21 protein-coding genes are annotated in these 22,319 nt (G+C 48.2%); 12 read left to right on the forward strand and 9 right to left on the reverse strand.

Annotated elements, in window-relative coordinates; genetic code table 11:
- Nucleotides 1–238: 238 nt before the first annotated feature.
- The gene (locus tag ACKFKF_RS24095) at nt 239–970 is read right to left on the reverse strand and encodes a DUF4347 domain-containing protein (protein WP_446856461.1); all 732 of its coding nucleotides are present in this window, start codon (nt 968–970) and stop codon (nt 239–241) included.
- Between the two features lie 772 nt (nt 971–1,742).
- Nucleotides 1,743–2,267, reverse strand: a complete 525-nt coding sequence (locus tag ACKFKF_RS24100) for a pentapeptide repeat-containing protein (RefSeq protein ID WP_446856460.1) — start codon at nt 2,265–2,267, stop codon at nt 1,743–1,745.
- 99 nt (nt 2,268–2,366) lie between these two features.
- On the opposite strand from ACKFKF_RS24100, the gene ACKFKF_RS24105 reads away from it, so the two are divergent.
- The 3 genes from ACKFKF_RS24105 to ACKFKF_RS24115 all read left to right on the forward strand — a co-directional run bounded on the left by ACKFKF_RS24105 (nt 2,367) and on the right by ACKFKF_RS24115 (nt 5,415).
- Nucleotides 2,367–2,699: an arsenosugar biosynthesis-associated peroxidase-like protein gene (locus tag ACKFKF_RS24105; RefSeq protein WP_446856459.1), complete on the forward strand. Its 333-nt coding sequence runs from the start codon at nt 2,367–2,369 to the stop codon at nt 2,697–2,699.
- A gap of 72 nt (nt 2,700–2,771) precedes the next feature.
- Entirely contained in the window at nt 2,772–3,902 is a 1,131-nt protein-coding gene (gene arsS / locus ACKFKF_RS24110; RefSeq protein ID WP_446870014.1) for an arsenosugar biosynthesis radical SAM (seleno)protein ArsS, read from the forward strand.
- 154 nt (nt 3,903–4,056) lie between these two features.
- Nucleotides 4,057–5,415, forward strand: a complete 1,359-nt coding sequence (locus ACKFKF_RS24115) for an aminopeptidase P family protein (protein WP_446870015.1) — start codon at nt 4,057–4,059, stop codon at nt 5,413–5,415.
- A 76-nt stretch (nt 5,416–5,491) separates the two neighbouring features.
- Here ACKFKF_RS24115 and ACKFKF_RS24120 read toward each other — a convergent pair whose 3' ends face one another.
- From ACKFKF_RS24120 to ACKFKF_RS24130, 3 genes are all read right to left on the reverse strand, one after another.
- Nucleotides 5,492–6,019 (reverse strand): hypothetical protein, encoded by a 528-nt coding sequence (locus ACKFKF_RS24120; protein WP_446870016.1) that lies wholly within the window; start codon nt 6,017–6,019, stop codon nt 5,492–5,494.
- A 141-nt stretch (nt 6,020–6,160) separates the two neighbouring features.
- Nucleotides 6,161–6,628 (reverse strand): MarR family winged helix-turn-helix transcriptional regulator, encoded by a 468-nt coding sequence (locus tag ACKFKF_RS24125; RefSeq protein ID WP_446870017.1) that lies wholly within the window; start codon nt 6,626–6,628, stop codon nt 6,161–6,163.
- Nucleotides 6,629–6,856: 228 nt separating this feature from the next.
- Nucleotides 6,857–7,057 carry a hypothetical protein gene (locus ACKFKF_RS24130; RefSeq protein ID WP_446870018.1) on the reverse strand — a complete coding sequence of 67 codons (201 nt, stop codon included), beginning with the start codon at nt 7,055–7,057 and terminating at the stop codon, nt 6,857–6,859.
- 190 nt (nt 7,058–7,247) lie between these two features.
- Between ACKFKF_RS24130 and ACKFKF_RS24135 the strand changes: the two genes are divergently transcribed.
- Together ACKFKF_RS24135 and ACKFKF_RS24140 are read left to right on the forward strand one after the other, a co-directional pair.
- Entirely contained in the window at nt 7,248–8,093 is an 846-nt protein-coding gene (locus tag ACKFKF_RS24135; RefSeq protein ID WP_446870019.1) for an alpha/beta fold hydrolase, read from the forward strand.
- Between the two features lie 63 nt (nt 8,094–8,156).
- Nucleotides 8,157–9,020 carry a peptidoglycan DD-metalloendopeptidase family protein gene (locus tag ACKFKF_RS24140; RefSeq protein ID WP_446870020.1) on the forward strand — a complete coding sequence of 288 codons (864 nt, stop codon included), beginning with the start codon at nt 8,157–8,159 and terminating at the stop codon, nt 9,018–9,020.
- Nucleotides 9,021–9,114: 94 nt separating this feature from the next.
- Here the strand turns inward: ACKFKF_RS24140 and ACKFKF_RS24145 are convergent, their stop codons facing one another.
- Nucleotides 9,115–10,122 (reverse strand): 1-acyl-sn-glycerol-3-phosphate acyltransferase, encoded by a 1,008-nt coding sequence (locus ACKFKF_RS24145; RefSeq protein WP_446870021.1) that lies wholly within the window; start codon nt 10,120–10,122, stop codon nt 9,115–9,117.
- Nucleotides 10,123–10,954: 832 nt separating this feature from the next.
- Here ACKFKF_RS24145 and ACKFKF_RS24150 point away from each other — a divergent pair.
- The 4 genes from ACKFKF_RS24150 (at nt 10,955) to ACKFKF_RS24165 (ending at nt 16,352) form a co-directional block, all read left to right on the forward strand.
- Nucleotides 10,955–12,310 (forward strand): CmpA/NrtA family ABC transporter substrate-binding protein, encoded by a 1,356-nt coding sequence (locus ACKFKF_RS24150; RefSeq protein ID WP_446870022.1) that lies wholly within the window; start codon nt 10,955–10,957, stop codon nt 12,308–12,310.
- 74 nt (nt 12,311–12,384) lie between these two features.
- Nucleotides 12,385–13,230 (forward strand): nitrate ABC transporter permease, encoded by an 846-nt coding sequence (gene ntrB, locus ACKFKF_RS24155; RefSeq protein ID WP_446870023.1) that lies wholly within the window; start codon nt 12,385–12,387, stop codon nt 13,228–13,230.
- A gap of 222 nt (nt 13,231–13,452) precedes the next feature.
- Nucleotides 13,453–15,456 carry a nitrate ABC transporter ATP-binding protein gene (locus ACKFKF_RS24160; RefSeq protein ID WP_446856447.1) on the forward strand — a complete coding sequence of 668 codons (2,004 nt, stop codon included), beginning with the start codon at nt 13,453–13,455 and terminating at the stop codon, nt 15,454–15,456.
- A gap of 56 nt (nt 15,457–15,512) precedes the next feature.
- Nucleotides 15,513–16,352 carry a nitrate ABC transporter ATP-binding protein gene (locus tag ACKFKF_RS24165; protein ID WP_446856446.1) on the forward strand — a complete coding sequence of 280 codons (840 nt, stop codon included), beginning with the start codon at nt 15,513–15,515 and terminating at the stop codon, nt 16,350–16,352.
- A gap of 201 nt (nt 16,353–16,553) precedes the next feature.
- Here ACKFKF_RS24165 and ACKFKF_RS24170 read toward each other — a convergent pair whose 3' ends face one another.
- Nucleotides 16,554–17,033 (reverse strand): Lrp/AsnC family transcriptional regulator, encoded by a 480-nt coding sequence (locus tag ACKFKF_RS24170; RefSeq protein WP_446870024.1) that lies wholly within the window; start codon nt 17,031–17,033, stop codon nt 16,554–16,556.
- A gap of 155 nt (nt 17,034–17,188) precedes the next feature.
- On the opposite strand from ACKFKF_RS24170, the gene ACKFKF_RS24175 reads away from it, so the two are divergent.
- Both ACKFKF_RS24175 and ACKFKF_RS24180 read left to right on the forward strand, forming a co-directional pair.
- The gene (locus ACKFKF_RS24175; RefSeq protein ID WP_446870025.1) at nt 17,189–17,959 is read left to right on the forward strand and encodes a TauD/TfdA dioxygenase family protein; all 771 of its coding nucleotides are present in this window, start codon (nt 17,189–17,191) and stop codon (nt 17,957–17,959) included.
- Nucleotides 17,960–17,966: 7 nt separating this feature from the next.
- A complete protein-coding gene (locus ACKFKF_RS24180) occupies nt 17,967–18,617 on the forward strand; it encodes a TMEM175 family protein (protein WP_446870026.1) in 651 nt (216 codons plus the stop codon).
- 222 nt (nt 18,618–18,839) lie between these two features.
- Here the strand turns inward: ACKFKF_RS24180 and glgA are convergent, their stop codons facing one another.
- Nucleotides 18,840–20,258: a glycogen synthase GlgA gene (glgA, locus tag ACKFKF_RS24185; RefSeq protein WP_446870027.1), complete on the reverse strand. Its 1,419-nt coding sequence runs from the start codon at nt 20,256–20,258 to the stop codon at nt 18,840–18,842.
- 277 nt (nt 20,259–20,535) lie between these two features.
- Nucleotides 20,536–21,075, reverse strand: coding sequence for a hypothetical protein (locus ACKFKF_RS24190; RefSeq protein ID WP_446870028.1), 540 nt, complete (start codon nt 21,073–21,075; stop codon nt 20,536–20,538).
- A gap of 393 nt (nt 21,076–21,468) precedes the next feature.
- Here ACKFKF_RS24190 and ACKFKF_RS24195 point away from each other — a divergent pair, with 393 nt between their 5' ends.
- On the forward strand, nt 21,469–21,954 hold the full coding sequence (locus ACKFKF_RS24195; RefSeq protein WP_446870029.1) for a hypothetical protein: 486 nt from the start codon (nt 21,469–21,471) through the stop codon (nt 21,952–21,954).
- Nucleotides 21,955–22,319: the final 365 nt, after the last annotated feature.

The following is a 22,319-nucleotide window of genomic DNA, read 5'->3' on the forward strand; positions in this document are numbered from 1 at the left end:
GTTGCTGAATCAGGGGATGAATTGCCCCAAAGCGGCGGGAAACCCAAGGTTCAAGGTGAAAGTTTTTCGCTTCGGGAACTAAAGAGGTTCATTGAACTGAAGTCTCTGATTAAGACTCTAAAAAGTTACGAATCGGAGCTTTCAACTCTCGATCGTGCTGATAAAAAAGGGCATTGAGTTTTAAACTAACCCAACACCCTGCATTTATTGATTAACGCAAGCTAAATTTGCTCACGGTCTAACTCAAGTCAAACGAAGCGGCATACGTGGATGTGACATTGGATTCAAAGGCAATCTTGGTCGCGATCGCGCCCGTATTGACTTCTAAAACCCAATCGCCGCCTTGACCCGTACGATCGTTGGAGGCAGCAACGTCTGCTTTGGCGAGGTCACTCAGCTTTTTGGCGAAGGCTGCCCCACCTGCGCCCGCTCCAATCTTGGAACCATAGAGCAGAATATCTGCATCTGGCGCAAAGGAGGTTGCCCACTTTTGGATACTGTTTTGGTAGATATCGAGCGATCGACTGGTCACTTGAGCGGCTCCCAGCGTAAACACTCCTTCATCTCCAAAGGACACAATATGAATCGCAGAAACTTGGGTGGCTTGGGCCAGCACTTGAGTAATCTGAGCAATGCCGTCCCGTTTTGCATCCAGAACAACCACATTGACCCCAGCGATCGCCCCCGCTACCAAACTTTTGTAGTTAGGCAGCCGAGGGTCAATAAAGACAATTTGCCCACTCAGGGACTCGGCTGGCGTGGGTAGGGTAGTCGGTGTCTCGACAGGAGTGGGATTAGGTAAAGAAGAACTCGCTCCTAGCGGTGATCCGGTTGAGGCGGATCTTAGAGAGAGCCTGCTCGCCGGGTCTTGGATGGTTCCACTTGTGATCGGGGGCTTTTGAAAAAGCAGTTTTATTTCTCCAGACAAAGCAGCCGATGAGGACGTAGATGTTCCACTTATCCAGTTCATAAGTTTATTTAGGTTTCCTTGATATGACCAAATGAAGCACCCTCAAAACCCCAATGACCGTCGCAAATCCAGCATTCTAAAAAGAGGCTGGCGGAAAATTGACTTTTGTGAAAGAACTGACTCAAATGGTGAGAATGACTTAAGAGATTTCACGCAGAGATGGAACTGGCGATCGCTCAAAAGATGCACAGGTTCTGACCATTTGATCAATAGAACTACTTCCTCAACAAATCAATCACCCTCCCAAAGAATACGGAGTTTTTTCCTAACAATGATCGATCCTTACACTGAGAGTTCTGGCAGTCCGGAGCATTTAACACAAAAATTTAAACTTCACAAACTCTTCACAACGCACGATTAATACCTCTCTCGTAAGAGAGAAGACTTCTGTTCTAAAAGTCTCCTTAATTTTACCGAAGTTCGTAAAGTAACACCGTGAAGAGACGGTAAAGAAAGGGCTAATACGGAATCGAAAGCTCGATCGCTAAAGGAGCAAAGATTTAATCGCCCGTAATTCTGGCTAGCGGTTTGAACTGTGCCGACCAAACCGAAATCCACCCTGGCTGATTAGGAGGGCGGCTCTGCCTGCGAAGGTCGGTTTGTTTTCATAGCGGTGAATTGATGCGCCGGGGCTATTTAATCCTGAGTGTTACCCTACAGAAATTTTTGATTAATTAAAAGTAAAACCAGCGTTTTATAAATAAGATATTTTGATTCTTATCAGCATTTTAATATTACTTAAGCAACCATTCCAAAAAGCACTTGTTTGAGACTACTGTTTGTATTCGCGACCATCAGGCATTCTGGCACCTTTGAGTTGAGCGGAGGTTAAGTTTGCGCCCGTCATTTTTGCTCGAATAAAATTTGCTTTTTGGAGATTTGCTCTACTTAAATTTGCTCCTCTCAGATCTGCGCCTTCCAGAATTGCCCCCTGTAAATTTGCGCCCGACAGATCAGCATTCCTGAGATCTGCTCCATACAGATTGGCTTGAGATAGGTTTGCGCTCTGTAGGTTGGCATCTTTTAACTCAACCAGGGCGAGGTTCGATCGCTCCAAATTAACCTTCTCCAGCGTGGCAAAATTGAGTTTCGCACCCTGCAACGCTGCCGAATTGAGGTTTGCGCCCCGCAGATTTACACCGTCTAAAACAAAGCTGTACAAACTGACTCCAGGCAGATCACATCCCTCGCACTGTCCGGTGTTGAGCAACTTTTGGAGTTGAGGTGAATCTGCTGCCACAGCCGTCGTGAGCGAGAACCCGAACGATAGAAAAATCAGGAGCGGCGACAATTTCATGGCGATCGACAATGGTAGGGTTAAATCGGTTAAAGAGGCGTGACGGGCCGCAACTCGCCTGGATCTTCTACCCTAAAGGATATGCCAAGGAGCAACCCAATGGAGCAATATTACAAACCAGAGCATCTTCCTCATTTTGGTCAAATCGGGGAAGGTAGCCCAGAACTTGCAGAAAAGTTTTTTGCGTACTATGAAGCGGTGTTTGCAGAAAGTGCTTTGTCAAAGCGGGAAAAAGCCTTAATTGCTTTAGCAGTTGCCCATACCGTTCAGTGTCCCTATTGCATTGATGCTTATTCTAAAGAATGCCTTCAGCAAGGGTCTGATCTGGAGCAAATGACAGAAGCTGTCCATGTGGCAACGGCGATTCGGGGTGGTTCTTCGCTCATTCATGGGCTGCAAATGCTTGATCATGTCAATCAGGTGGCGATGTGATCGGCGTGTTGAATTAACAGATTTGGGTCATGAATTGTAGACACTTTAGTAGACACTTTAAAAGCTGAGGTCATGGAACTTTCTGAAACGCAGTCTAAAACAAATCTTTTGAGCCATTCTGAAGCGGAATCTGAGACCAGTTCAAAAAGAACCAAGGCAACGTCATTGCACAAAAGACATGCGCCACTAGCATCGACTCAATATCAACACAGCGTATTGGCTGACGTTGATCTATCCCACACCCTACATGAAGGCAACTTTGCTAAAACACTAGGACAACATCCTCTAACGCCTGCCAAATTAGAGATTTTTCAGATCAATATCGGCAAGTTGTGTAATATGACCTGTCGTCATTGTCATGTGGATGCGGGCCCCGATCGTACTCAAGAAAACATGAATCGTGAAACGATCGACCTTTGTCTTCGGGCCCTTGATCTGACTGAGGCTCATACGGTTGATATCACGGGAGGCGCACCCGAACTCAATCCGCACTTTCGCTATCTCGTCGATCAATGTGTCGCACGCGGAAAACAGGTGATCGATCGCTGCAATCTCACGGTGTTGTTGCTGCCTCGAATGGAGGATTTGCCTCAGTGGTTGAGCGATCGCGGGGTCGAAATTGTCTGTTCTCTGCCGCATTATCGTCAGCGCAATACCGATGCTCAACGCGGAGACGGTACGTTTGAGAAGTCGATCGCCGCTCTCCATCTGCTCAATGCAGCCGGATATGGACAGGGCGACCCCCAACGCAGACTGACGCTGATGAGCAATCCGGTAGGCGCTTTTTTGGCCAGTAGTCAGACCAAGCTAGAGCAAGAATGGAAGACAGGGTTGCGGAAGAATTATGGCATTGAGTTCGATCGTTTGATTACGCTAAACAATATGCCGATTTCTCGCTATCTAGAATGGCTGGAGCAATCGGGCAACTTGCAGACTTATCTAGAACTGCTGGTGAATTCCTTTAATGCCGCGACGGTGAATGGGTTGATGTGTCGCAATACGATTTCAGTGTCCTGGGATGGGCGGCTTTATGACTGCGATTTTAACCAAATGCTGGATCTGGAGTGTCGAGCGAGCGATCGTCCCCCCCACATTCGCGACTTTAATCCCGTCGAACTTGCACAGCGTCAAATTGTAACGGGTCGTCATTGTTTTGGCTGTACGGCTGGGTCGGGAAGTTCTTGTGGCGGGGCATTGAGTTAAGGTGAGTTCAATGATGCGAGTTTATGTTGTGAATTCAATGTTGTGAGTTTAATGTTGTGAATTCAATTTGGTTTGGTGTTTAGAGCTTCTGCCTCCCAACTCCCCATTCTGGGAGACTTTGAGTTAATTACAGTTTCAAAGCGTCTTAACCTTCATGACTACAATTACGGATACACTCAAACGTCGTCGTCAACAGCTTGCTCAACTGATGGATCGCCCGATCGTTCTCTGGTCGGGCAGTCACAGTTCTCGTAATTTTCCGGCTAATACGTTTCCGTTTCGCGCGAGTAGTCATTTTCTCTACTTTGCGGGGTTGCCGTTGGAGAATGCGGCGATTCGGTTGGAGGCGGGAAAACTGATGCTGTTTGTGGATGAAGCGAGTCCAGCGAGTGCGCTCTGGCATGGAGCTTCCCCAACACGAGAAGAACTGGCCGCAACGATCGCCGCCGATGCTGCCTATCCCCTTTCAGCGTTAGAAAACCATGTTAAAGAGGCTGCCACAATCGCCGTTCAAGATCCGTTGACTCGACAGGAACAATCTCGCTGGTTAGATCGAGCGATCGCTTCGCCTAAGTCATCTCAAGGAGTGGATCTCGAATTAGCTCAAGCGATCGTTCGTCTCCGCCTCACTCACGACGATGCTGCGCTCGTAGAGATGCGGAAAGCGGCTGCCGTCACCGTAGAAGCTCATCAAGCAGGAATGGCAGCAACCTCTGATGCCAAACTTGAGGCAGACATTCGTGGTGCAATGGAACGGGTGATCATCGCTCACAATATGACTTGTGCTTATAGCAGTATTGTCACCGTGCATGGAGAAGTGTTGCACAACGATCGCTATCATCATCCGGTGCGATCGGGCGATTTGCTATTAGCCGATGTGGGTGCAGAAACTTCGACAGGCTGGGCATCGGATGTGACGCGAACGTGGCCCGTTTCTGGCAAATTTTCAGCGACTCAGCGCGATTTGTATGACGTTGTTCTGGCTGCTCACGACGCTTGTATTGCCAAAATTCGTCCAGATGTGGAGTATCGAGACATTCACTTACTCGCCTGTGAGACGATGGCTCAGGGACTCGTCGATCTCGGCATTCTCAAAGGGCAACCTGCGGATCTGGTCGAGCTGGATGCTCATGCGCTGTTCTTTCCTCACGGAGTCGGGCACCTGTTGGGCTTGGATGTCCACGATATGGAAGATCTGGGCGATCTGGCAGGATACGAAACCGGGAGAACTCGCAGCCCACGATTTGGATTGGGATATTTGCGGCTCGATCGTCCTCTAAAAGCTGGAATGGTGGTGACGATCGAACCTGGTTTTTACCAAGTTCCCGCAATCTTGCAAGACTCAACCTATCGCGAGACTTATCAGCATGTGGTGAACTGGGAGCGTTTGGCAGAGTTTAGCGACGTGCGCGGCATTCGCATTGAAGACGATGTATTGGTCACAGAAACCGGATCTGAAGTGTTGACTGCTGACTTGGCGAGTGAAGGGGAAGCGATCGAGCGGCTAAAATGAGCGGCAGCAAACGACACTTAAATGAAGCGCAAAGCCTTGCTTATTCTGCATCGTTATGCTGCTGCAATCGCTTTGATTAATCTGCACTCACTTGACTCTTTACCTTAGTGGTTCGTCTTCCCCAAGGCTTCAGAACTGAAATTCCAATGATGACAAAGAGAACGAGAACTTGAATAATGGTTCCAAGCAATACACCTTTGGCATCGAACCCGTAAATTGGATCGTTAAGGGCTTGCAATCCTGCTTGTCCAGAAAGTCTAGCAGCAACGTTGCCCCACGGGAACAGCCAAAACGTACCAAAAATAACTAATCCAGTCGTCAGCACCCATTTCGTAATTACCCAGTAAAACTTGGTGAAGCCGTAATTTGTCACCCAGCAAAGAAAGGTTGCTGTCACAACTGAACCAATAGCTGAGGGAATCACAATCCAATCATCGAGCAGAGTAATTGCAGAATCCAGGGTATGCAGCACCTCTGCATTGGTTGAGTTCGTATTTCTTAATGAGAGAAGAAACATACTCAAAACGGCTCCTGTCCACAGTGCAGCAAAACCAACGTGCGCCGACAGTAACCAGTTTTTTTGATTGACACTCAGTTTTGGCATTTTTCCTCCTAAAGCGTTGCAACTAAAAGTCCTAAAGTTCTGGGCCTGCACTGATTCAAATTCCGTGAGGCGAAGATAAACGTATTGATATTCAATATATTAAGTAATTTTCAAAAAATCAACCTCGAAAGGCTGCGATCGCTAGTGAAAATTTTCAACAATTTGGTCAAGGAGCTTTAAGACGCTTTCTTGCTCTGCTTTAGAGATGTTGTTTGTTGCCCTCTTTATCGTCTCTGCGCCAAGGGGTGGTAGCGCATTCATGAGTTGTTTTCCTTCTTCTGTTAGCCAAACTCGAACAATTCGGCGATCACTGGAATCGCGTTCTCGGTAGACAAGGTTGCGCTCCTCCATCCGATCCACAACTCCGGTTAGCGTTGCGCCTAACTGCTTCAATCTGTCAGCAATTCCTGTCGTCGAAAGACCGTCTTCCTCCCATAAACAGCACAAGACAAGGTAGTGAAACGGAGTCAGTCCGTAGGGCTCAAGCCGCTCTAAAAAATCTCGGTACATCAGTTGAGAAGCAAGTTTCAGCTTATACCCCAAATTGTAAGGAGCTAAAGCATGTTGCCATTGCTGGAGAAAATCAGCATTAGAGGATGAGCCAGGCATTTGGTAAAGGGGTTGACTGCTCAACTAGATAGTCAATACATTAACTATTCTATGATGCTTACTTAACCAACCGCCTTAAATCACAGCCCTGTTGACTTTTTGGGAATAATTCAACCTTGCAACTCAAAGTTTAAGGGCGCTCCTTCATTGGATAGAAGAAACGCCCGTTTTGGATCAATCATTTAATTTGCGTTCAGAAGCTGAACGATCGCCCTTTCTCAACTCGATCTAGCTCAAACCGACGTTGCTGCGATCGTAGCCACTTCCAGGAGTTGGGTAGTCTTCGCCTTTGGTGTGGTTGGAGAGGTTTGCGACTTCTGCGGGAATGCCCAACTCGGCAGCCGTCCGGCTCAACATGGACTGTTGACGATTTTTGATCATTTGGTGATGACGCACCATCAATGCACGGGATTGATCTTGGACTGACATGGTGAATTCCTCCAGTTCTTTAGCTTTTCTGTACCTGAAACTAATATACCAGAGAAATTCTGTATTGAAAGCTACAAAATGTGAATAAGTCATAGAAATTTGACAAACATTTGATTGATTTTGAGCAATGTTTTGCGGAGCGATGCCCAAAACGATAAGCTCAAAACACTTAAGAAAGGGTTAAGAGAAGATGTCTACTGGCGAAAATTGGTTAGAAATCGGCTCACACGTCTGGTTTTATCGGGAAGTCGAGCCGACTGGACAGAGTAACCGACTGCCCGTTCTCTTGCTGCATGGGTTGGTGTCTCAAAGCTACAGTTGGCGAGAAGTCATGCCCGCTTTGGCAAGTCAGGGATTTCGGTCGATCGCCCCCGATTGGCCCGGCTGTGGATTTTCAGGAAAGCCTGATCGCCGCGATTTTGCCTACACACCGGATGCGTTTCTGACTGCGCTTGCTGATTTTGTTAAAGAAATGGAGTTAGAAAAATTCTCGATCGTCGCTCAGGGCTACCTCGGTTCGGTCGGCATTCAATATGCGCTGCGGCACCCTCAACAGGTCGATCGCCTCGCCATTTTCAACGCCCCGGTTTCTCAAACTGCCAAACTGCCCTGGAAGCTAAGGCAAATGGGCATTCCGCTCGTAGGTGACATGTTGACGCAAGATCCGCTGCTGGTCGATCGCACCCTAGAAGGCGGTGGGGGCTATCGGATTGAAGACAATGACTTGGATATTTATCGTCGTCCCTGGCTCAAAAGTTCTGATGCGGGGCGATCGCTGTTGACCACGATTCAAAAGCTCCAACTTAAGGAGACGACGCTAGAAATTGAAACGGGCTTGAGCCAATGGACACAGCCATTACTATTAGCCTGGGGCGATCGTGATCCGTGGTTGCCAAAGAGTGTGGCGGAAGCGATTACCCAGTCCACCAAAAACGCAGAATTTGTCGAACTCGAAGAAGTCGGGCACTATCCGCAAGAGGACTGGCCCGAAAAAGTCAGCGAAGTGCTTCAAACCTTTTTGAGAAGGCAAGCTTGACCCTGGGGAAACAATTTCATTCGCGAATTAGACTGGAGGTTGGTAGACGATCGGGAGAAGCAAATGCGGCGATTGACTTTATTGGGAACGGCGATCGGATTACTGCTTAACGGGTTCGCTCTGCCAAGTCAAGCGGCTCCAGACTCAACCTGTCCGACTCCTGCGCTTTCTCGTGTCACTCGCCATCGGGTCAAATCGGGCGAAACGCTGGAAAGTATTGCGCGTCGATACAATCTGATTCCCGCGACGCTGATGGGCATGAACGCAGTTTTGAGAGAAGGCAAAGCGCCGATCGGGGCTGAAATTCTCGTTCCTCCCTACAATGGAATTCGCGCCGAAGTGCCTGCGGGTCAGACGTTGCGAAATCTTGCGGCTAAATATAAAGTGCGTCCCGATCTGTTGTTTGAGGTCAATGGCTGTCAGCCTGCGCCCAAAGTGGTGTTTATTCCCGGTGTCAACTGGTCGCCTGTCTCAGAAAGTCGATTGCCTGTCGCCAAGGCTAATCCCAATGTTTTGACCCGCTATCCGCTTTCTGCCAATTCTCCGGTGCTGCTGGGCTATGGGTGGTATCTCCCCGCTGGGCAGGACAAACCTGTGTTTCATAGTGGCATCGATTTGTCGGCGGCGATCGGTTCCCCGGTGCGAGCGGTCGGAGACGGAACGATCGCCTTTGCAGCCCAACAAGGAGCTTACGGAAATCTGGTTGTTATTAACCATCAGCAAGGCTATCAGACTCGTTATGCCCAGTTAGGCGGTATCAAGGTCAAAGTGGGACAAACCGTGAAAAGTGGACAAACGATCGGCACCGTCGGCAGCACGGGCAGCCCCAGTTCTAACGGCCCTCACCTGCATTTTGAAGTGCGATCGAACTCCAATTTAGGCTGGGTTGCAGAAGATCCCAATCCCTTTTTGCGTCAGAAACCTTAATTCGACATCAGTTCGATCAAGTTCTTTTCGCTTCTCAAATCCTCGCCCCTTAAATCCTCCATTCTGAGAGACTTTGAACTTCATCAACTACACGTCACGATTTGTCTTTTCTCAGTCGATCGAGTTCTTTTTCTAAGTGCGATCGCATCTGTTCAGCCTGGTGGTATGTGGTCGATCGAATGGATTCATCAGGTTTGAGAGAACGACTCCAGGGACGCTCGATCGGCTGTAGGAAATAGCGCAAACGAGTTCTCATCGCCCAAACACCCATTGAGGGAAACAGCACAAACACCAGCAGCAAGGGTGACACGGGCAACAACGGCATTTTGAGCCAGCGAGCCAGCCTTCTACTATTCAACGTCCACGGATGCAAATATTCGCTACCCAGACAAGCTACCGGGAGAATCGGCACCTGAGCACCCACGCTGAGACGAATAAAACTGGGATCAAACCTGGCTAACTGATAGCGATCGCGCCAACCCTTCGCCAATCCTCGCCAACTTTCGGGAGCGTATAACAAAACGGTGGAGCGATCGCAGGTCTGAACGGCGGTTTCAAAACGCTGCTTTTCTGCTCGAATTCCTCCTAACACCTGTGCCCAACCCGGCGGCAACCACCACACCAGCCAGGGATGGTCAAAGAAAATCGGATGCGCCACTGGCTCGACAAACCAGCCTTTTTTTTGATTGAGCAACACGCCCAGACACAAAAAATCCCACGGAAAGCACATGCCTGCATGATTGAGAGCAACAATAACGGGGGCGGAGTCGGGTAGATTCTCAACTTGATGCAGCTCGGCTCGAAAATAACGCTGCGCGATCAGGGTCAAAATTTCCCGCTGAAAGATCTGCTGATAGTGAGGATCAGGATCGCTAATAAAAGAGCGAGGCGATCGACATCCCAACCGTAGCCATCGGATCAGCAACGCCACATAAAACCCGCCCGGAATCAAAAACAGCCCATACTCCAGCCAATTCCAGCCGTCGGGGTCAGGGTGGTAGTGCTGCCAGTGACGGTTAAACAAAATCAGCCAACCGGGAGGATACCAGAGGCAAACCCAATCAAACCAGCCAAACGAATACGCGCTATCTGACTTCTTCACGTTCTAACTCAGTCACTCATAACCTACGGTATCTAATGACATAGCTTGCGATCGGACAAATCCGATACCCCCTTAAGGTATTTTTTGAGAGCGGCGATCTCTTCGAGTTACCCGCAAGGGGGGTCGCTTCAAGTTGCCTACAAGGGGTCGCAGCGATCAACTTCCAATTCCTATCAGGTTTTTCTGAACTAAAAGAATTTAAGGTATTCATTCTCATCTATTGATCACTAAAGAATTTCAATCAAAAGATGCGGAAAGATTGAGAAGTAGTCAGATGGATCAGTAAGATTTCTAGACACGGAAAAAGCTGCTTCTAACGTTCTAGTGTTAACTTGATCTGCAACCTATTAAAGGTATCAAGTTTCATCTATAAATAACTCTGACTGTTCTCTAGAAGTGTTGAGAATCATTAAGAAAAAGTCTATTTAAAGCAAACACATCCCTTGATAAATCTCCCATTTATAGAGCTAACCAGAACTGCTTAAATGCAATGATAGGTATTTACTTATGGATTCAATTTAAGATTTCTTTTGTAATTTGGCTCATTACGCTGGACTTTAGGGGACTTGAGACAGTAATGTTATTTCAAGCGTGTTAGCTAAGTTACTCAAACCAAATAACGGACTTAATAACTACTAACAGCCACCCAAAGATCGATCAGCTTTCAAAGCGATTGATTGCAATTAGGAACGATTTTTTTAATTAAATAAGTTAGCAGATTCTTGATGAAAACTCACGTTCATTCTTGAGACTGTTGCTTGCGATTTCGGCACCCTTTGAAGCGCAAATCAATGGGGATTCGGTTTTCATATCCAAGGCTAAGGAGAGCGTTATGACTCGGTTTGAATCGGTTTCTAGGCGGCGGTTTCTATTAACAGCTGGCGCAACAGCAGCCTCTTCTGTTTTACTAAAAGGCTGTCTGGGCAATCCTCCTGACTCACTTACTAATAGTGGTCAGACTTCTCCGGCTGCAACTCCTGTGGTCAACGTCAAGCCGGGAGAAGAACCAGAAGTCAAAACGGTGAGATTGGGATACATTCCGATCGTCGAGGCGGCTCCTTTAATCATTGCTCAAGAGAAGGGATTTTTCGCTAAATATGGCATGAGCGAAGTCAAGGTTGACAAGCAAGCCAACTGGGGTGCAGCGCGAGATAATGTCAAAATTGGCTCTGGTGGCGGCGGCATTGATGGCGGACAGTGGCAGATGCCCATGCCGTACTTGATCACCGAGGGGCTGATTACTGACAACACCAAAATTGATATGTATGTGTTGTGTCAGTTAAACACTCAAGGGAATGGAATTGCGATCGCTAACAAACACGCAGGTAAGAACATTGGGTTAAAGCTAGACAACCAGGTTGCGCTCTTTAGTCAACTCAAGTCAGCGGGTTCTAGATTCAAAGCAGCCTACACGTTTCCGAGAGCCAATCAGGAGTTTTGGATTCGCTACTGGTTAGCGGCAGGTGGCATCAATCCGGAGACAGACGTAGAGTTGCTCACCGTCCCCGCATCGCAAACCGTCGCAGACATGAAACGAGGGGCAATGGATGCCTTCAGCACAGGCGACCCCTGGCCCTACCGCATTGTTGCAGACAACAATGGATTCATCGCGGCATTGACTGCGGAAATGTGGAAAGCACACCCCGAAGAATATTTTGCAATCCGAAAAGACTGGGCAGATAAGCATCCCAAAGCCACCAAAGCGATTCTGAAAGGAATCATGGAAGCGCAACAGTGGTGTGATAACTTTGACAACCGTAAGGAACTGTCACAGATCCTAGCTCGGCGAGAATATTTTAATGTGCCAGAGACCGTCTTGCTAGAGCCGCTGATGGGTAAATACAACCTGGGCGAACGCACGATCGACGACAAATCGATGGCAGTTCTCTACTGGAAAGACAGCAAGGGCAGCGTTTCTTATCCTTACAAGAGTCATGATTTGTGGTTCTTAACGGAGAGTGTCCGCTGGGGCTTCTTACCCAAAGAGACATTGACGACTGCGAAGGCATTGATCGATCGCGTCAACCGCGAAGACATCTGGAAGGAAGCGGCCAAAGAAGCTGGAATTGCCGCCGCCGACATTCCCACCAGTACTTCTCGCGGCGTAGAAGAATTCTTTGACGGCATCAAGTTTGACCCAGAGAACCCTCAAGCTTATCTAACCAGCTTAAAAATCAAAAAAGTCTGATCAACCTTGAGTTTCGAGTGATCAACGCCGATCTAAAACTCATCCCTCATCCCTCTTATCTAGGAGTTAATTCCATGACCGTCGCTCAACCCAACACCGTCGCACCTGTTAAGAAGTCACGCGCCGCTAATGCAAAACTCAAAGAACGGATCGAAGATTTTGTTTATCCACTGATTGCGATCGCTGTCTTACTCATCCTTTGGCAACTGTTTTCTTCTCTGCCGGGGGCCACACTTCCCAGTCCGGTGCGAGTTGTGCAAGAAACCTGGGTGCTAATCTTCTGGCCGTTTTACGACAAAGGCGGCACCGATAAAGGACTGGCACTACAGGTATTTGAGAGTTTGAAGCGGGTTGCAGTGGGCTATACACTCGCAGCGATCGTGGGTATTGGCGTTGGCATTCTCGTTGGTTTGAATAAGGGAATGTCGAAAGCACTCGATCCGATCTTTCAGATTTTGAGAACCGTTCCTCCGTTGGCGTGGGTTCCCATTGCATTAGCAGCATTACAACAAAACCAACCTGCTGCCTTGTTTGTCATTTTCATTACATCAATCTGGCCGATTTTGATTAACACTGCTGTTGGCGTTCGTCAGATTCCTAGCGATTACAACAACGTGGCCAAAGTGTTGAACTTGCCCAAGTCAGAGTACTTCTTTAAGATTCTCTTTCCGGCTGCACTGCCTTACATTTTCACCGGGTTGCGGATCTCGATCGGGCTTGCCTGGTTAGCTATCATCGCTGCTGAAATCGTGATGTCTGGCATCGTCGGCATCGGCTTCTTTATCTGGAACGCTTACCAAAACAGCCAGGTCAGCGAAATCATTTTGGCACTGGTCTACATCGGTTTGGTGGGCTGGGCACTCGACAAGATCATGGCGTACATTCAAGACCTGATTTTGCCCCCAAGCCAGAAGCAGTAGGGATGAGGGATGAGGGATGAGGGATGAGGGATGAAGTAAGAGAAGGAATGCGTTGGCGTTGGTAATTTTTGTTCACCACCTTATCGCTTTCTCGCTCTTTACTCCTAGCCTTTACCCCTCAGTTTTTATCCCTCATCCCTCACTTTTCATCCCTCATCCCTCATTCCTTCTTAAATTCCCTCATCCCTCATCCCTCATCCCCACTCTTCATCCCTGCTAGTCATGTCTAAATTTGTTGCTGTCGAAAACGTTGAAAAGACTTTTCCCCTTGCCAATGGTGGCAGCTATGTTGCGCTCAAGGGGATTGACCTGGAGATTCGCAAAGGTGAATTTATCTCGCTGATTGGTCACTCTGGCTGTGGTAAATCTACGCTGCTGAATATGGTCGCGGGGCTGGATTTGCCGACCGATGGCGTGGTGATGCTTGAAGGCGAAGAGATTCTCAAGCCGGGGCCCGACAAAATGGTTGTGTTCCAAAACTATTCGCTGCTGCCTTGGATGAGCGTTCGGCAAAATATTGAACTGGCTGTCAATAACGTGTTGGCTCATCTGTCAGTCGAAGAACGCAAAGAAATTGTTGAACAAAACATTCAAATGGTCGGACTGGGACACGCCGCCGAGAAGCCACCCGACCAGCTTTCTGGAGGGATGAAACAGCGCGTCGCGATCGCGCGTGCCTTTGCCACCAAGCCCAAATTGATGTTGTTGGATGAGCCGTTTGGGGCATTGGACGCATTGACTCGCGGCAACCTCCAGGAAAAGCTGATGGAGATTTGCGAAGAAAACCATGTGACGACGGTGATGGTGACGCACGATGTCGATGAAGCGATTTTGTTGAGCGATCGCATTGTCATGCTCACCAACGGCCCCGAATCCAAAATCGGTCAAATTCTCGAAGTAGACATTCCTCGCCCTCGCAAGCGCATGGAAGTGATCACCCACCCCAACTACTACAGCTACCGCAGCGAACTGATCTACTTTCTCAATCAGCAAAAGCAAATCAAAAAACTGCGTGCTAGAAAGACCACCGCTGTCGCTCGTCACGGGTTAGAAAAAGTCAATCTAGAAATCGGGTTTGTGCCTTTGACGGCTTGCGCTCCGTTGGCGATCGCTAAAGAAAAAGGCTTCTTTGCTCATCATGGGTTAGATGAAGTCAATCTGGTGCGCGAATCAAGCTGGCGCGGCATTCAAGACGGAATTGCAGGTGGCTACATCGACGCGGCTCAAATGCCTTCAGGAATGCCTGTCTGGTTGACGACTGGGGGAATGGATGGCAAACCGATTCCGATCGTCAGCGCTCTCACCCTCACCCGCAACGGGAACGCGATCACACTCGACAAACGCTTTCAAGAACAGAACGTTTATACGCTGAGTGACCTGAAGCGAATGCTACTAGAAAGCACCGATACCCGTCACATGTTTGGGGTGGTGCATCCTGCGTCAATGCATAATTTATTACTGCGTTACTGGTTGGCGGCCGGGGGAATTGATCCCGATAAAGACGTTTCGATTACCACGCTGCCTCCCGCCCAAATGGTGGCTAACCTGCAATCAGACAGCATTGACGGCTACTGTGTCGGTGAACCCTGGAACATTCGGGCGGCGGTCGAAGAGATTGGCTACACGATCGCCACCGACCTCGAAATCTGGAACGGTCACCCTGGTAAAGTTCTCGGTGTTCGTGAAGATTGGGCCAATGCCTATCCCAACACCCATGTCGCCCTGGTCAAAGCTCTGCTCGAAGCTTGTCGCTACTGCACAGATGCCAACAATCACGAAGAGATTCGTCAAATCCTATCGCGCAGTGAATATCTGGCCTGCGAAGTGGATTACATTCAGCTAGGCGATCCAAATTCAGCCGTGTGTGACCTGCATCCTTCTCCCAAAGAGTACGCGCACCACCAATTTTATGGGCAAGGAGTCAACCGTCCCAGTCGTACCGAGCATCTCTGGCTCATGACTCAATTAGCGCGCTGGGGTGACATTCCTTTCCCACGCAACTGGGTTGAAATTTTGGAGCGCGTTTGCAAAGTGAATGTGTTTAGCGTAGCGGCACGAGAATTGGGCCTCTCTGATCTGACCTACAGCCGAGGTGCGATTCATCTGTTTGATGGGGTGACCTTTAGCGCAGACGACCCGATCGCTTATCTTAACGACCTCAAGATTAAGCACGACATCTACATGGCAGAAATTGCCCTCGATGCCCCCTTGCCTCGCACCGCGTAAACCCCTAGGATGCTCCCAAGACACCCATGCAAACACTTAAGACGAGCGAAACGTTAATGACTACGACAACGCAAGTTCGAGACTCTGTGACACCCAAGACTCAGAAAGATTTTCTGGTCGTGGATAATGTCTCTAAAATCTATCCCACCCGCGACGGCGGCACCTACACTGTCTTAGAAAATGTCAATTTGACGGTTCAGCAAGGTGAATTTATCTGCGTGATTGGTCACTCAGGCTGCGGCAAAAGTACCTTACTGAATATGGTCAGTGGCTTTGCTCAACCCACCGATGGCGAAGTCAGACTGCAAGGCAAACCGATTACAAAACCGGGGCCCGATCGCATGGTCGTGTTTCAGGGATATGCGTTGTTGCCCTGGCTGTCGGTGTTTGAGAATGTCTATTTGGCCGTTCATTCGGTCTATCCCGACAAGTCCAAAGCTGAGAAGACGATGATTGTCAAAGATCACCTGGCGATGGTGGGTCTGACCGAAGCGGCGGAGAAAAAGCCTCCCCAAATTTCGGGTGGGATGAAACAACGGGTGGCGATCGCCCGCGCCCTTTCGATTCGCCCTGAAGTGTTGATTCTTGACGAACCGTTTGGCGCATTAGATGCGATTACCAAAGAAGAACTGCAAGAAGAACTGCTGAAGATTTGGAATGAACACCGCTGTACCGTTCTAATGATCACGCACGACATTGACGAAGCGCTGTTTCTCGCCGATCGACTGGTGATGATGACCAACGGGCCAGCCGCTGCAATTGGCGAAGTGTTAGAGATTCCGTTTAAGCGTCCTCGCGATCGGGCCCGCATTATGGAAACACCCGAATACTACAAAGTTCGCAACTATGCGCTTGACTTCCTCTATCATCGTTTTGCCCACGACGACACCGAATAAGTCGCCCTCAGTTTTCTACTCCCCCTAAACAACTGCACGATCGAGGTTTTGTGGCCGCGATCGTGCTTTCTTTTCGGGAACCTCTACGTTAATGGATAGGAGTTTTCAAACGAATAAGACAGATCGTTTATGGGTAACAGTCCATTGATCTCTGACTCTGATCTCTAAATCGAGCGATCGCCTCAGTCCAACCTAAATCTCTCACGGCATCGCCTTCGGAAAAATAGCATCATCAATCACTCGTCCACTCACAGGAACTGAAAGCACCACAGAAGTCGTGACGGCTGCGTGAGGAATAAAGTGATCCACGAGTTGCTCTAGGTGGCTGACAGAAGTAACAACTACCTTAACCAAATAATGATCATTCCCAGTTATGCGGTAGCAAGCCTGCACTTCTGGTAACTCTTGTAGCAACGATCGCACCTCCTGGCAGCGATGCCCAAAGGATTTGATCATCACAAATGCAGCGATCGGTAACCCCAGTTTTTCTAGATCTAATTCTGCTCGATAGCAATTAATGATCCCGGACTCCTCCAAACGTCGAACCCGTTCTGCAACCGCTGGAGAAGACAGTCCTACCCGTTGCCCTAATTCCTTAAACGGAATGCGAGCATCTTCTTGCAGAATTGTGAGAATTCGCCAACTTGTTGCATCTAGCATTTTTTGAGCATTCTGAGTCATAACTTTAAGCTAATAGGATTTAAGCTGATAAGGCGAAACTCAAATAATACCTTTTTATTTTAGGGCTATCTCGCTAAACACGTTAAACCTTACATTCATAAAAGCGCACTAACCCTATAAATTAGATACATCTCATCCTTGAATCTAATTTTCTAATGCCTACCTCAGCCCAAATTTTAGTTTGTCCGGTTACGCCATTTCTGGGTGCTGAAATCGCAGGAGTCGATGCTTCGAGCAAACTTGCACTGGATAGTCTAGCTCGACTCAATCAAGCACTCCTTGAACACCAGTTATTAATTTTACGAGACCAGGTTTTAACAGTTGAGCAACAGATTGCCTTTAGTGCCCAATTTGGTGAATTGGAGAGATTTAGTCCACACCCACATTACGTGAACTATCCTGAGATTTTCCCCGTTTCCAATCGTGAAGAGGATGGCTATTTGAATGTAGGGCACTACTGGCATCATGACGGTTCATTTATGGAAACCCCAACTAGTTTGTCACTGTTTTACTTTCTCAAAGCGCCGCTCAAAGGTGGAGATTTTCTGTTTACGAACATGTACCTTGCCTACGAAACTCTGCCAGAGGCTCTCAAACAGCAAGTTGAGCATCTGGAGACAATTCACCAAAACGGGGTTGTTCATGCGCTTGTTCGGAGACATCCCATAACAGGGCGCAAAGCACTCTACATCAACATGGGATTAACAGCAGGCATTGTTGGATTCTCCCATGAAGAGAGCGTCTGGCTGATTCGAGATTTGAACCGTCATCTAAATCGTCCAGAGTTTGTGTATCGCCACAAGCCTGAAATTGGAGATTTAATGATTTGTGACAACGCCTCTGTTGCCCATTTTGCAACTTATGCAGACTCTCAACATCCCCAACTCCAACGCCGCACAACTGTTTGTGGAACAGCCCAATTTTAGAAGCAATATGCCTCAAGTCTCGACCGAAGAAATATCTTTGATGAGTCTCAGCCGCTTTGAGGCTTTCAGTGACGGAGTGTTTGCGATCGCCATGACACTGTTGGTGATTGAAATCAAAGTCCCCAATCTATCGCAGACAACCTCTTCAGAAGCGATCACTGAAATGCTGCATGTCGGATCACATCTTCTCAGCTACGTCACGAGTTTTCTCGTCATTGGAGTTATTTGGCTAAATCACCATGCACTGTTTCACTTGCTTAAGCGTATCGACCGTGCGGCACTGGCAATTAATTTAGTTTTACTGATGTGCATTGCGTTTATTCCCTACTCCACAGCGCTAATTGGAGCTTATGCAAATCTTCAGCCTGTTGTCATGTTTTACGGCTTGTCTTTGATGCTCACAGGTCTGGTGTACAATACGCTGTGGTTTTACGTTGTGCATCAGTATCTTTGGAGACACCCTCACACTCATCGTCGATTTATTCGTCGAGCTTCCTTGTGGAGCGTTGGCTACCCCGTGCTTTACCTGCTTGCATCTCTAATGTCTCTGGTCAGCACAACTTTGAGTCTGGTTCTGTATATTTTGATTCCACTGTTCTACTTGTTTCCTAGCGCGATTGATCGTCAGGTAAACGGATCACCCGATAAATCGTCTTAGTGGGCTTCTCAAAATTGATTCTAATGAGGACTGCTACACATTTCACCCAAAGCAGGAGGAGCTTTCATGGATTTCAACCACAAGGCATTGCTGAATCACAGTATGAATTCTCCTGGACACCCAATGCTGAGAGGAGTCAGACGTTTCAAAGTCCCCCAGAATGGGGGATTTAGGGGGCGAGAGGACACCCTTTACAGATTCATCCCGCAATTCAGCAACGCCTTATTTCGCTAATTCGGCTTGCTTTTGGGGCTGAGGATCTTCGGGAGGTAAGCCGAGAACGGTGCGATACATCTTGTCGTATTCAACAGCCGACTTGTCCCAGCTAAAGTCTGACTTCATACCGCGCTGTTGAAGTTCATTCCACTGAGGTTTAAATCGAAACCCTTCCCAGGCTCGTACCAGACAGGTGTAGAGATCCAATGGCTCGTAGCGATCGAAGCAATACCCTGTCCCTGCATGATTTTCGGGATCATGATGAAATACAGTATCGACTAAACCACCCGTTCGACGCACGATCGGCACACAGCCATAGCGCAAAGCCAACATCTGACTAATGCCACAAGGCTCAAATCTTGACGGCATCAAGAATCCATCTGACCCTGCATAAATGCGTCGTGCGAGTGCATCGTTGTAGAGCAGATAAATAGCCATACGTCCGGGGTAGCGTCCGGCTAGTTGCCACATTTGCGTCTCGTAATAGCGATCGCCCGTCCCCAATAAAATAAATTGAGAATCGGTGTAAGACATAAAGCGATCAAGAATCTGCAATACCAGATCCAGTCCCTTCTGCTCGACCAATCGCGTCACCATACCCAACAGGAATGCTTTGGAATTAACTTCTAGCCCAACTTCTTCTTGTAGCGTGATTTTGTTGAGCGATCGTTTCTCTAACGTTTCCACACCAAAGGTCTGCGTCAGACTCTTATCGACTTCAGGATTATAAGCCTCTGTATCAATGCCATTGAGAACGCCAGACACCTTGCCGCTAATAAAAGACAGCAATCCCTCTAGCGTTTCTCCATAGGCGGGCGTTTTAATCTGTTCTGCATAGGTGGGCGACACAGTATTGACCCAATTGGCAAACTGCACCGCTGCCGCCATTGTATTGTGACCCTGCATATACCACGGGCACCAAGTCATCTTTTCTAGCTTCCAGCGCCACGGCCCCTGATACGCCAAATTGTGAATTGTAAACACCGTTGAGATGTCAGGATCTTGGTGCATCCACACCGGAATCATGCCCGTATGCCAATCGTGACAATGGATAATCTGAGGCTTCCAGTAGTTCCAGGCAAACTCGGCCGCACCGTTTGCAAAAAATGTAAACCGCCAATCTTCATCGTCACCGCCATAGACGCGACGCGGATCAAATACGGGATGCCCCATTAGATAAAGCGGTACATCAGAACCTGGTAGAACCGTCTCATAAACTGAGAAGCTCTGAAACATGGCATTCCCTTGCCAGACGGGTTCTTTGGGAATCTTGATTTTGTCAGGCAGAAACCCATAGAGGGGCATGAAAATTCGGACATCGTGGCCCATTGCTCTCAAGACTTTGGGCAACGCACCGACAACATCTCCCATGCCGCCGACCTTAGCGATCGGAGCCACTTCCGCAGCAACAAACAAAATTCGCATGTTAACCCTTGGGGTTCCCCTTAGTTGGCAGTTTTTGAGCAGTCAGCGATTCGCTCTTTTGGCGGTTAGCAATTCGCTAAACTAGCACTGCCATCATACCGAGTTAGGGTACGCTCTAAACGGTTTGGGGCGATCGCATTTTTTGAATGAACTCAGCGTTTAGCCAAGCGTCTTTTTGCAGAGGAAGGGATGGCGATCTCTTTGAGTTACCCGCAAGGGGTCGCTTTGAGTTACCCGCAAGGGGTCGCTTTGAGTTACCCGCAAGGGGTCGCGCAGATTATTCGTCGTCTTCTTCACCGTCTGAGTCGCCGTCTTCCAGGAAGGTATAGTAGCCTTTGCGTCCGGGCACGTTTGACCAGTGATTGGCCATTTTTCCTTTAGAGAGTTCGGCAAGGACGATCGGTCGAGCCACCTTGAGCGCATCTTTGCTAATGGTTTTGCCATAGAGCGCGTAGAGAATGTCATTAACGCTAAACTCCTCACCCGCTTCGCTTTGCAAAATCATTTTGATCGCATCTCGAATGGTTTTTCCTTGGTAAGCCCGCAAGACTGAGGTGCGAGGGCTAAACGTGGAACTACTGGTCGCTGCTGCATCTTCGACCTTGGCGCGAGGAATTCGTCCGCGTCTACGGGGGGCGGCTTGACCGTTGCTATCACTGGCGACTGCTGCGGGGGGTGCTGCCGAATCGCCCTTTTGTCCGTCTAGCCGTTTTAAGACTTCGATCGCCGCAGTGGTTTCTTGTAGCTCGGTATCGAGTTGTTGCCTGCGAGTTTCTAAATGTTCAATTAAGGTGGTCATTGATTGCGTAAAACTCATTGTTGGATCTGCTCCTAAAACTGTTGGGTTAACCACCACCCTGTTTCTTCCAATCTTTTCGTTTCTCAGTTCAAATGATCTAATAACCTTGAGCATTTAACAAATTATTGGGTCAAGCTTGATCTGAGTTTGATCTATTTAGACTAAAAACATGGAAGTCTAGGGATTGTGATTGTTTATTGTACATCTGTTATGACATATGGCTAACAGAATTAACTGACCTGTGAGGAATGGATCAAAACTAAATCGTCTCTGATCGAGTTTGATGTTGAGTTGAACTCGATCGCTGACGACAAAATACTAGAGGCGATCAGTTCTCATAGGATCTTGGGCTGATTTTGGGAACGCTGGGATATAAACTTTTATCGCCAGGATGATGATGAAGCGTTCTGTTTGCCAATTTTTGTTGTCTGTTGGGTCGATCGCTGCGATCGCGGCTCCTCACAGCCCAGGGTTAGCTACCGCTTACCCATGGTAATCTCAACAGGCGAAGGGGCGTTTAGCCTGACGGTGCCTGACACGAGTACGACAAAATCCGCCTATGGGGGACGATTGCGTGTGTACGATGTGCATGTGGCAAAGATGTTTGAGGTGACTCATTTTATGTGTGCCTCTGGTCAGCTGTCTTCGGGCACGACCTGGTTATACACCGCAGGCAACGGCTCGACCGAGATGGGCACTTTTTCCATTAGCTGCAAACTTGCGAATGATATTGCGATCGCTTACGGGTTAGGTCGCAAAGAACCCACCTCGATTTACTTTTTCTACGAAGAGGCAGAGGGCGAAACGAAAACATCCAGTATTCCAATTTTGGAAATCACGGGCGGCAAGATCGATCGCTGGATGAGCTTTACCCGCAACTTTAAGCCGACTCGCTAACAATTGAGCAACTTCAGTAGATTGCGATGACTATTTTTAGTGGGTCATTTCTCATAACCTCCCTCTGACTCCCTTTAGAAAGGACGGGAACTCAAAGTCACGCTTAATCAGCAGGATTTGTAGAGATTTAGAGGGAGCGAGATTTGGCGATTAATCAAAAAATGTCGATTTGCGATCTACTGGGTTTGAGGGGTGAGTTGGTCGATCGCTTGCCTTGTCCAGCGATTTAATTTTAGAGAGGAAGCGTTTTGTCTTCTTACTACTGTGTGATGATTGAGACAGTTTTTTTAAAAGGTATTCTGGCAATCTTGACTTGACTAATCCTCTTCTGTAAATTCTTGTGTAATATCAATTCTTTGAATAAA

It is taken from the genome of Phormidesmis sp. 146-12 (genome assembly GCF_052939495.1).

Excerpts from the sequence above, each read along its gene's own strand:
- arsS (WP_446870014.1), top strand. The coding sequence starts at position 2,772 with ATGGAACTTTCTGAAACGCAGTCTAAAACAAATCTTTTGAGCCATTCT.
- ACKFKF_RS24140 (WP_446870020.1), top strand. The coding sequence starts at position 8,157 with ATGCGGCGATTGACTTTATTGGGAACGGCGATCGGATTACTGCTTAAC.
- glgA (WP_446870027.1), bottom strand. The coding sequence starts at position 20,258 with ATGCGAATTTTGTTTGTTGCTGCGGAAGTGGCTCCGATCGCTAAGGTC.
- ACKFKF_RS24160 (WP_446856447.1), top strand. The coding sequence starts at position 13,453 with ATGTCTAAATTTGTTGCTGTCGAAAACGTTGAAAAGACTTTTCCCCTT.
- ACKFKF_RS24125 (WP_446870017.1), bottom strand. The coding sequence starts at position 6,628 with ATGCCTGGCTCATCCTCTAATGCTGATTTTCTCCAGCAATGGCAACAT.
- ACKFKF_RS24165 (WP_446856446.1), top strand. The coding sequence starts at position 15,513 with ATGACTACGACAACGCAAGTTCGAGACTCTGTGACACCCAAGACTCAG.
- ACKFKF_RS24120 (WP_446870016.1), bottom strand. The coding sequence starts at position 6,019 with ATGCCAAAACTGAGTGTCAATCAAAAAAACTGGTTACTGTCGGCGCAC.
- ACKFKF_RS24135 (WP_446870019.1), top strand. The coding sequence starts at position 7,248 with ATGTCTACTGGCGAAAATTGGTTAGAAATCGGCTCACACGTCTGGTTT.
- ntrB (WP_446870023.1), top strand. The coding sequence starts at position 12,385 with ATGACCGTCGCTCAACCCAACACCGTCGCACCTGTTAAGAAGTCACGC.
- ACKFKF_RS24115 (WP_446870015.1), top strand. The coding sequence starts at position 4,057 with ATGACTACAATTACGGATACACTCAAACGTCGTCGTCAACAGCTTGCT.
- ACKFKF_RS24100 (WP_446856460.1), bottom strand. The coding sequence starts at position 2,267 with ATGAAATTGTCGCCGCTCCTGATTTTTCTATCGTTCGGGTTCTCGCTC.
- ACKFKF_RS24150 (WP_446870022.1), top strand. The coding sequence starts at position 10,955 with ATGACTCGGTTTGAATCGGTTTCTAGGCGGCGGTTTCTATTAACAGCT.
- ACKFKF_RS24175 (WP_446870025.1), top strand. The coding sequence starts at position 17,189 with ATGCCTACCTCAGCCCAAATTTTAGTTTGTCCGGTTACGCCATTTCTG.
- ACKFKF_RS24190 (WP_446870028.1), bottom strand. The coding sequence starts at position 21,075 with ATGAGTTTTACGCAATCAATGACCACCTTAATTGAACATTTAGAAACT.
- ACKFKF_RS24095 (WP_446856461.1), bottom strand. The coding sequence starts at position 970 with ATGAACTGGATAAGTGGAACATCTACGTCCTCATCGGCTGCTTTGTCT.
- ACKFKF_RS24180 (WP_446870026.1), top strand. The coding sequence starts at position 17,967 with ATGCCTCAAGTCTCGACCGAAGAAATATCTTTGATGAGTCTCAGCCGC.
- ACKFKF_RS24130 (WP_446870018.1), bottom strand. The coding sequence starts at position 7,057 with ATGTCAGTCCAAGATCAATCCCGTGCATTGATGGTGCGTCATCACCAA.
- ACKFKF_RS24170 (WP_446870024.1), bottom strand. The coding sequence starts at position 17,033 with ATGACTCAGAATGCTCAAAAAATGCTAGATGCAACAAGTTGGCGAATT.
- ACKFKF_RS24105 (WP_446856459.1), top strand. The coding sequence starts at position 2,367 with ATGGAGCAATATTACAAACCAGAGCATCTTCCTCATTTTGGTCAAATC.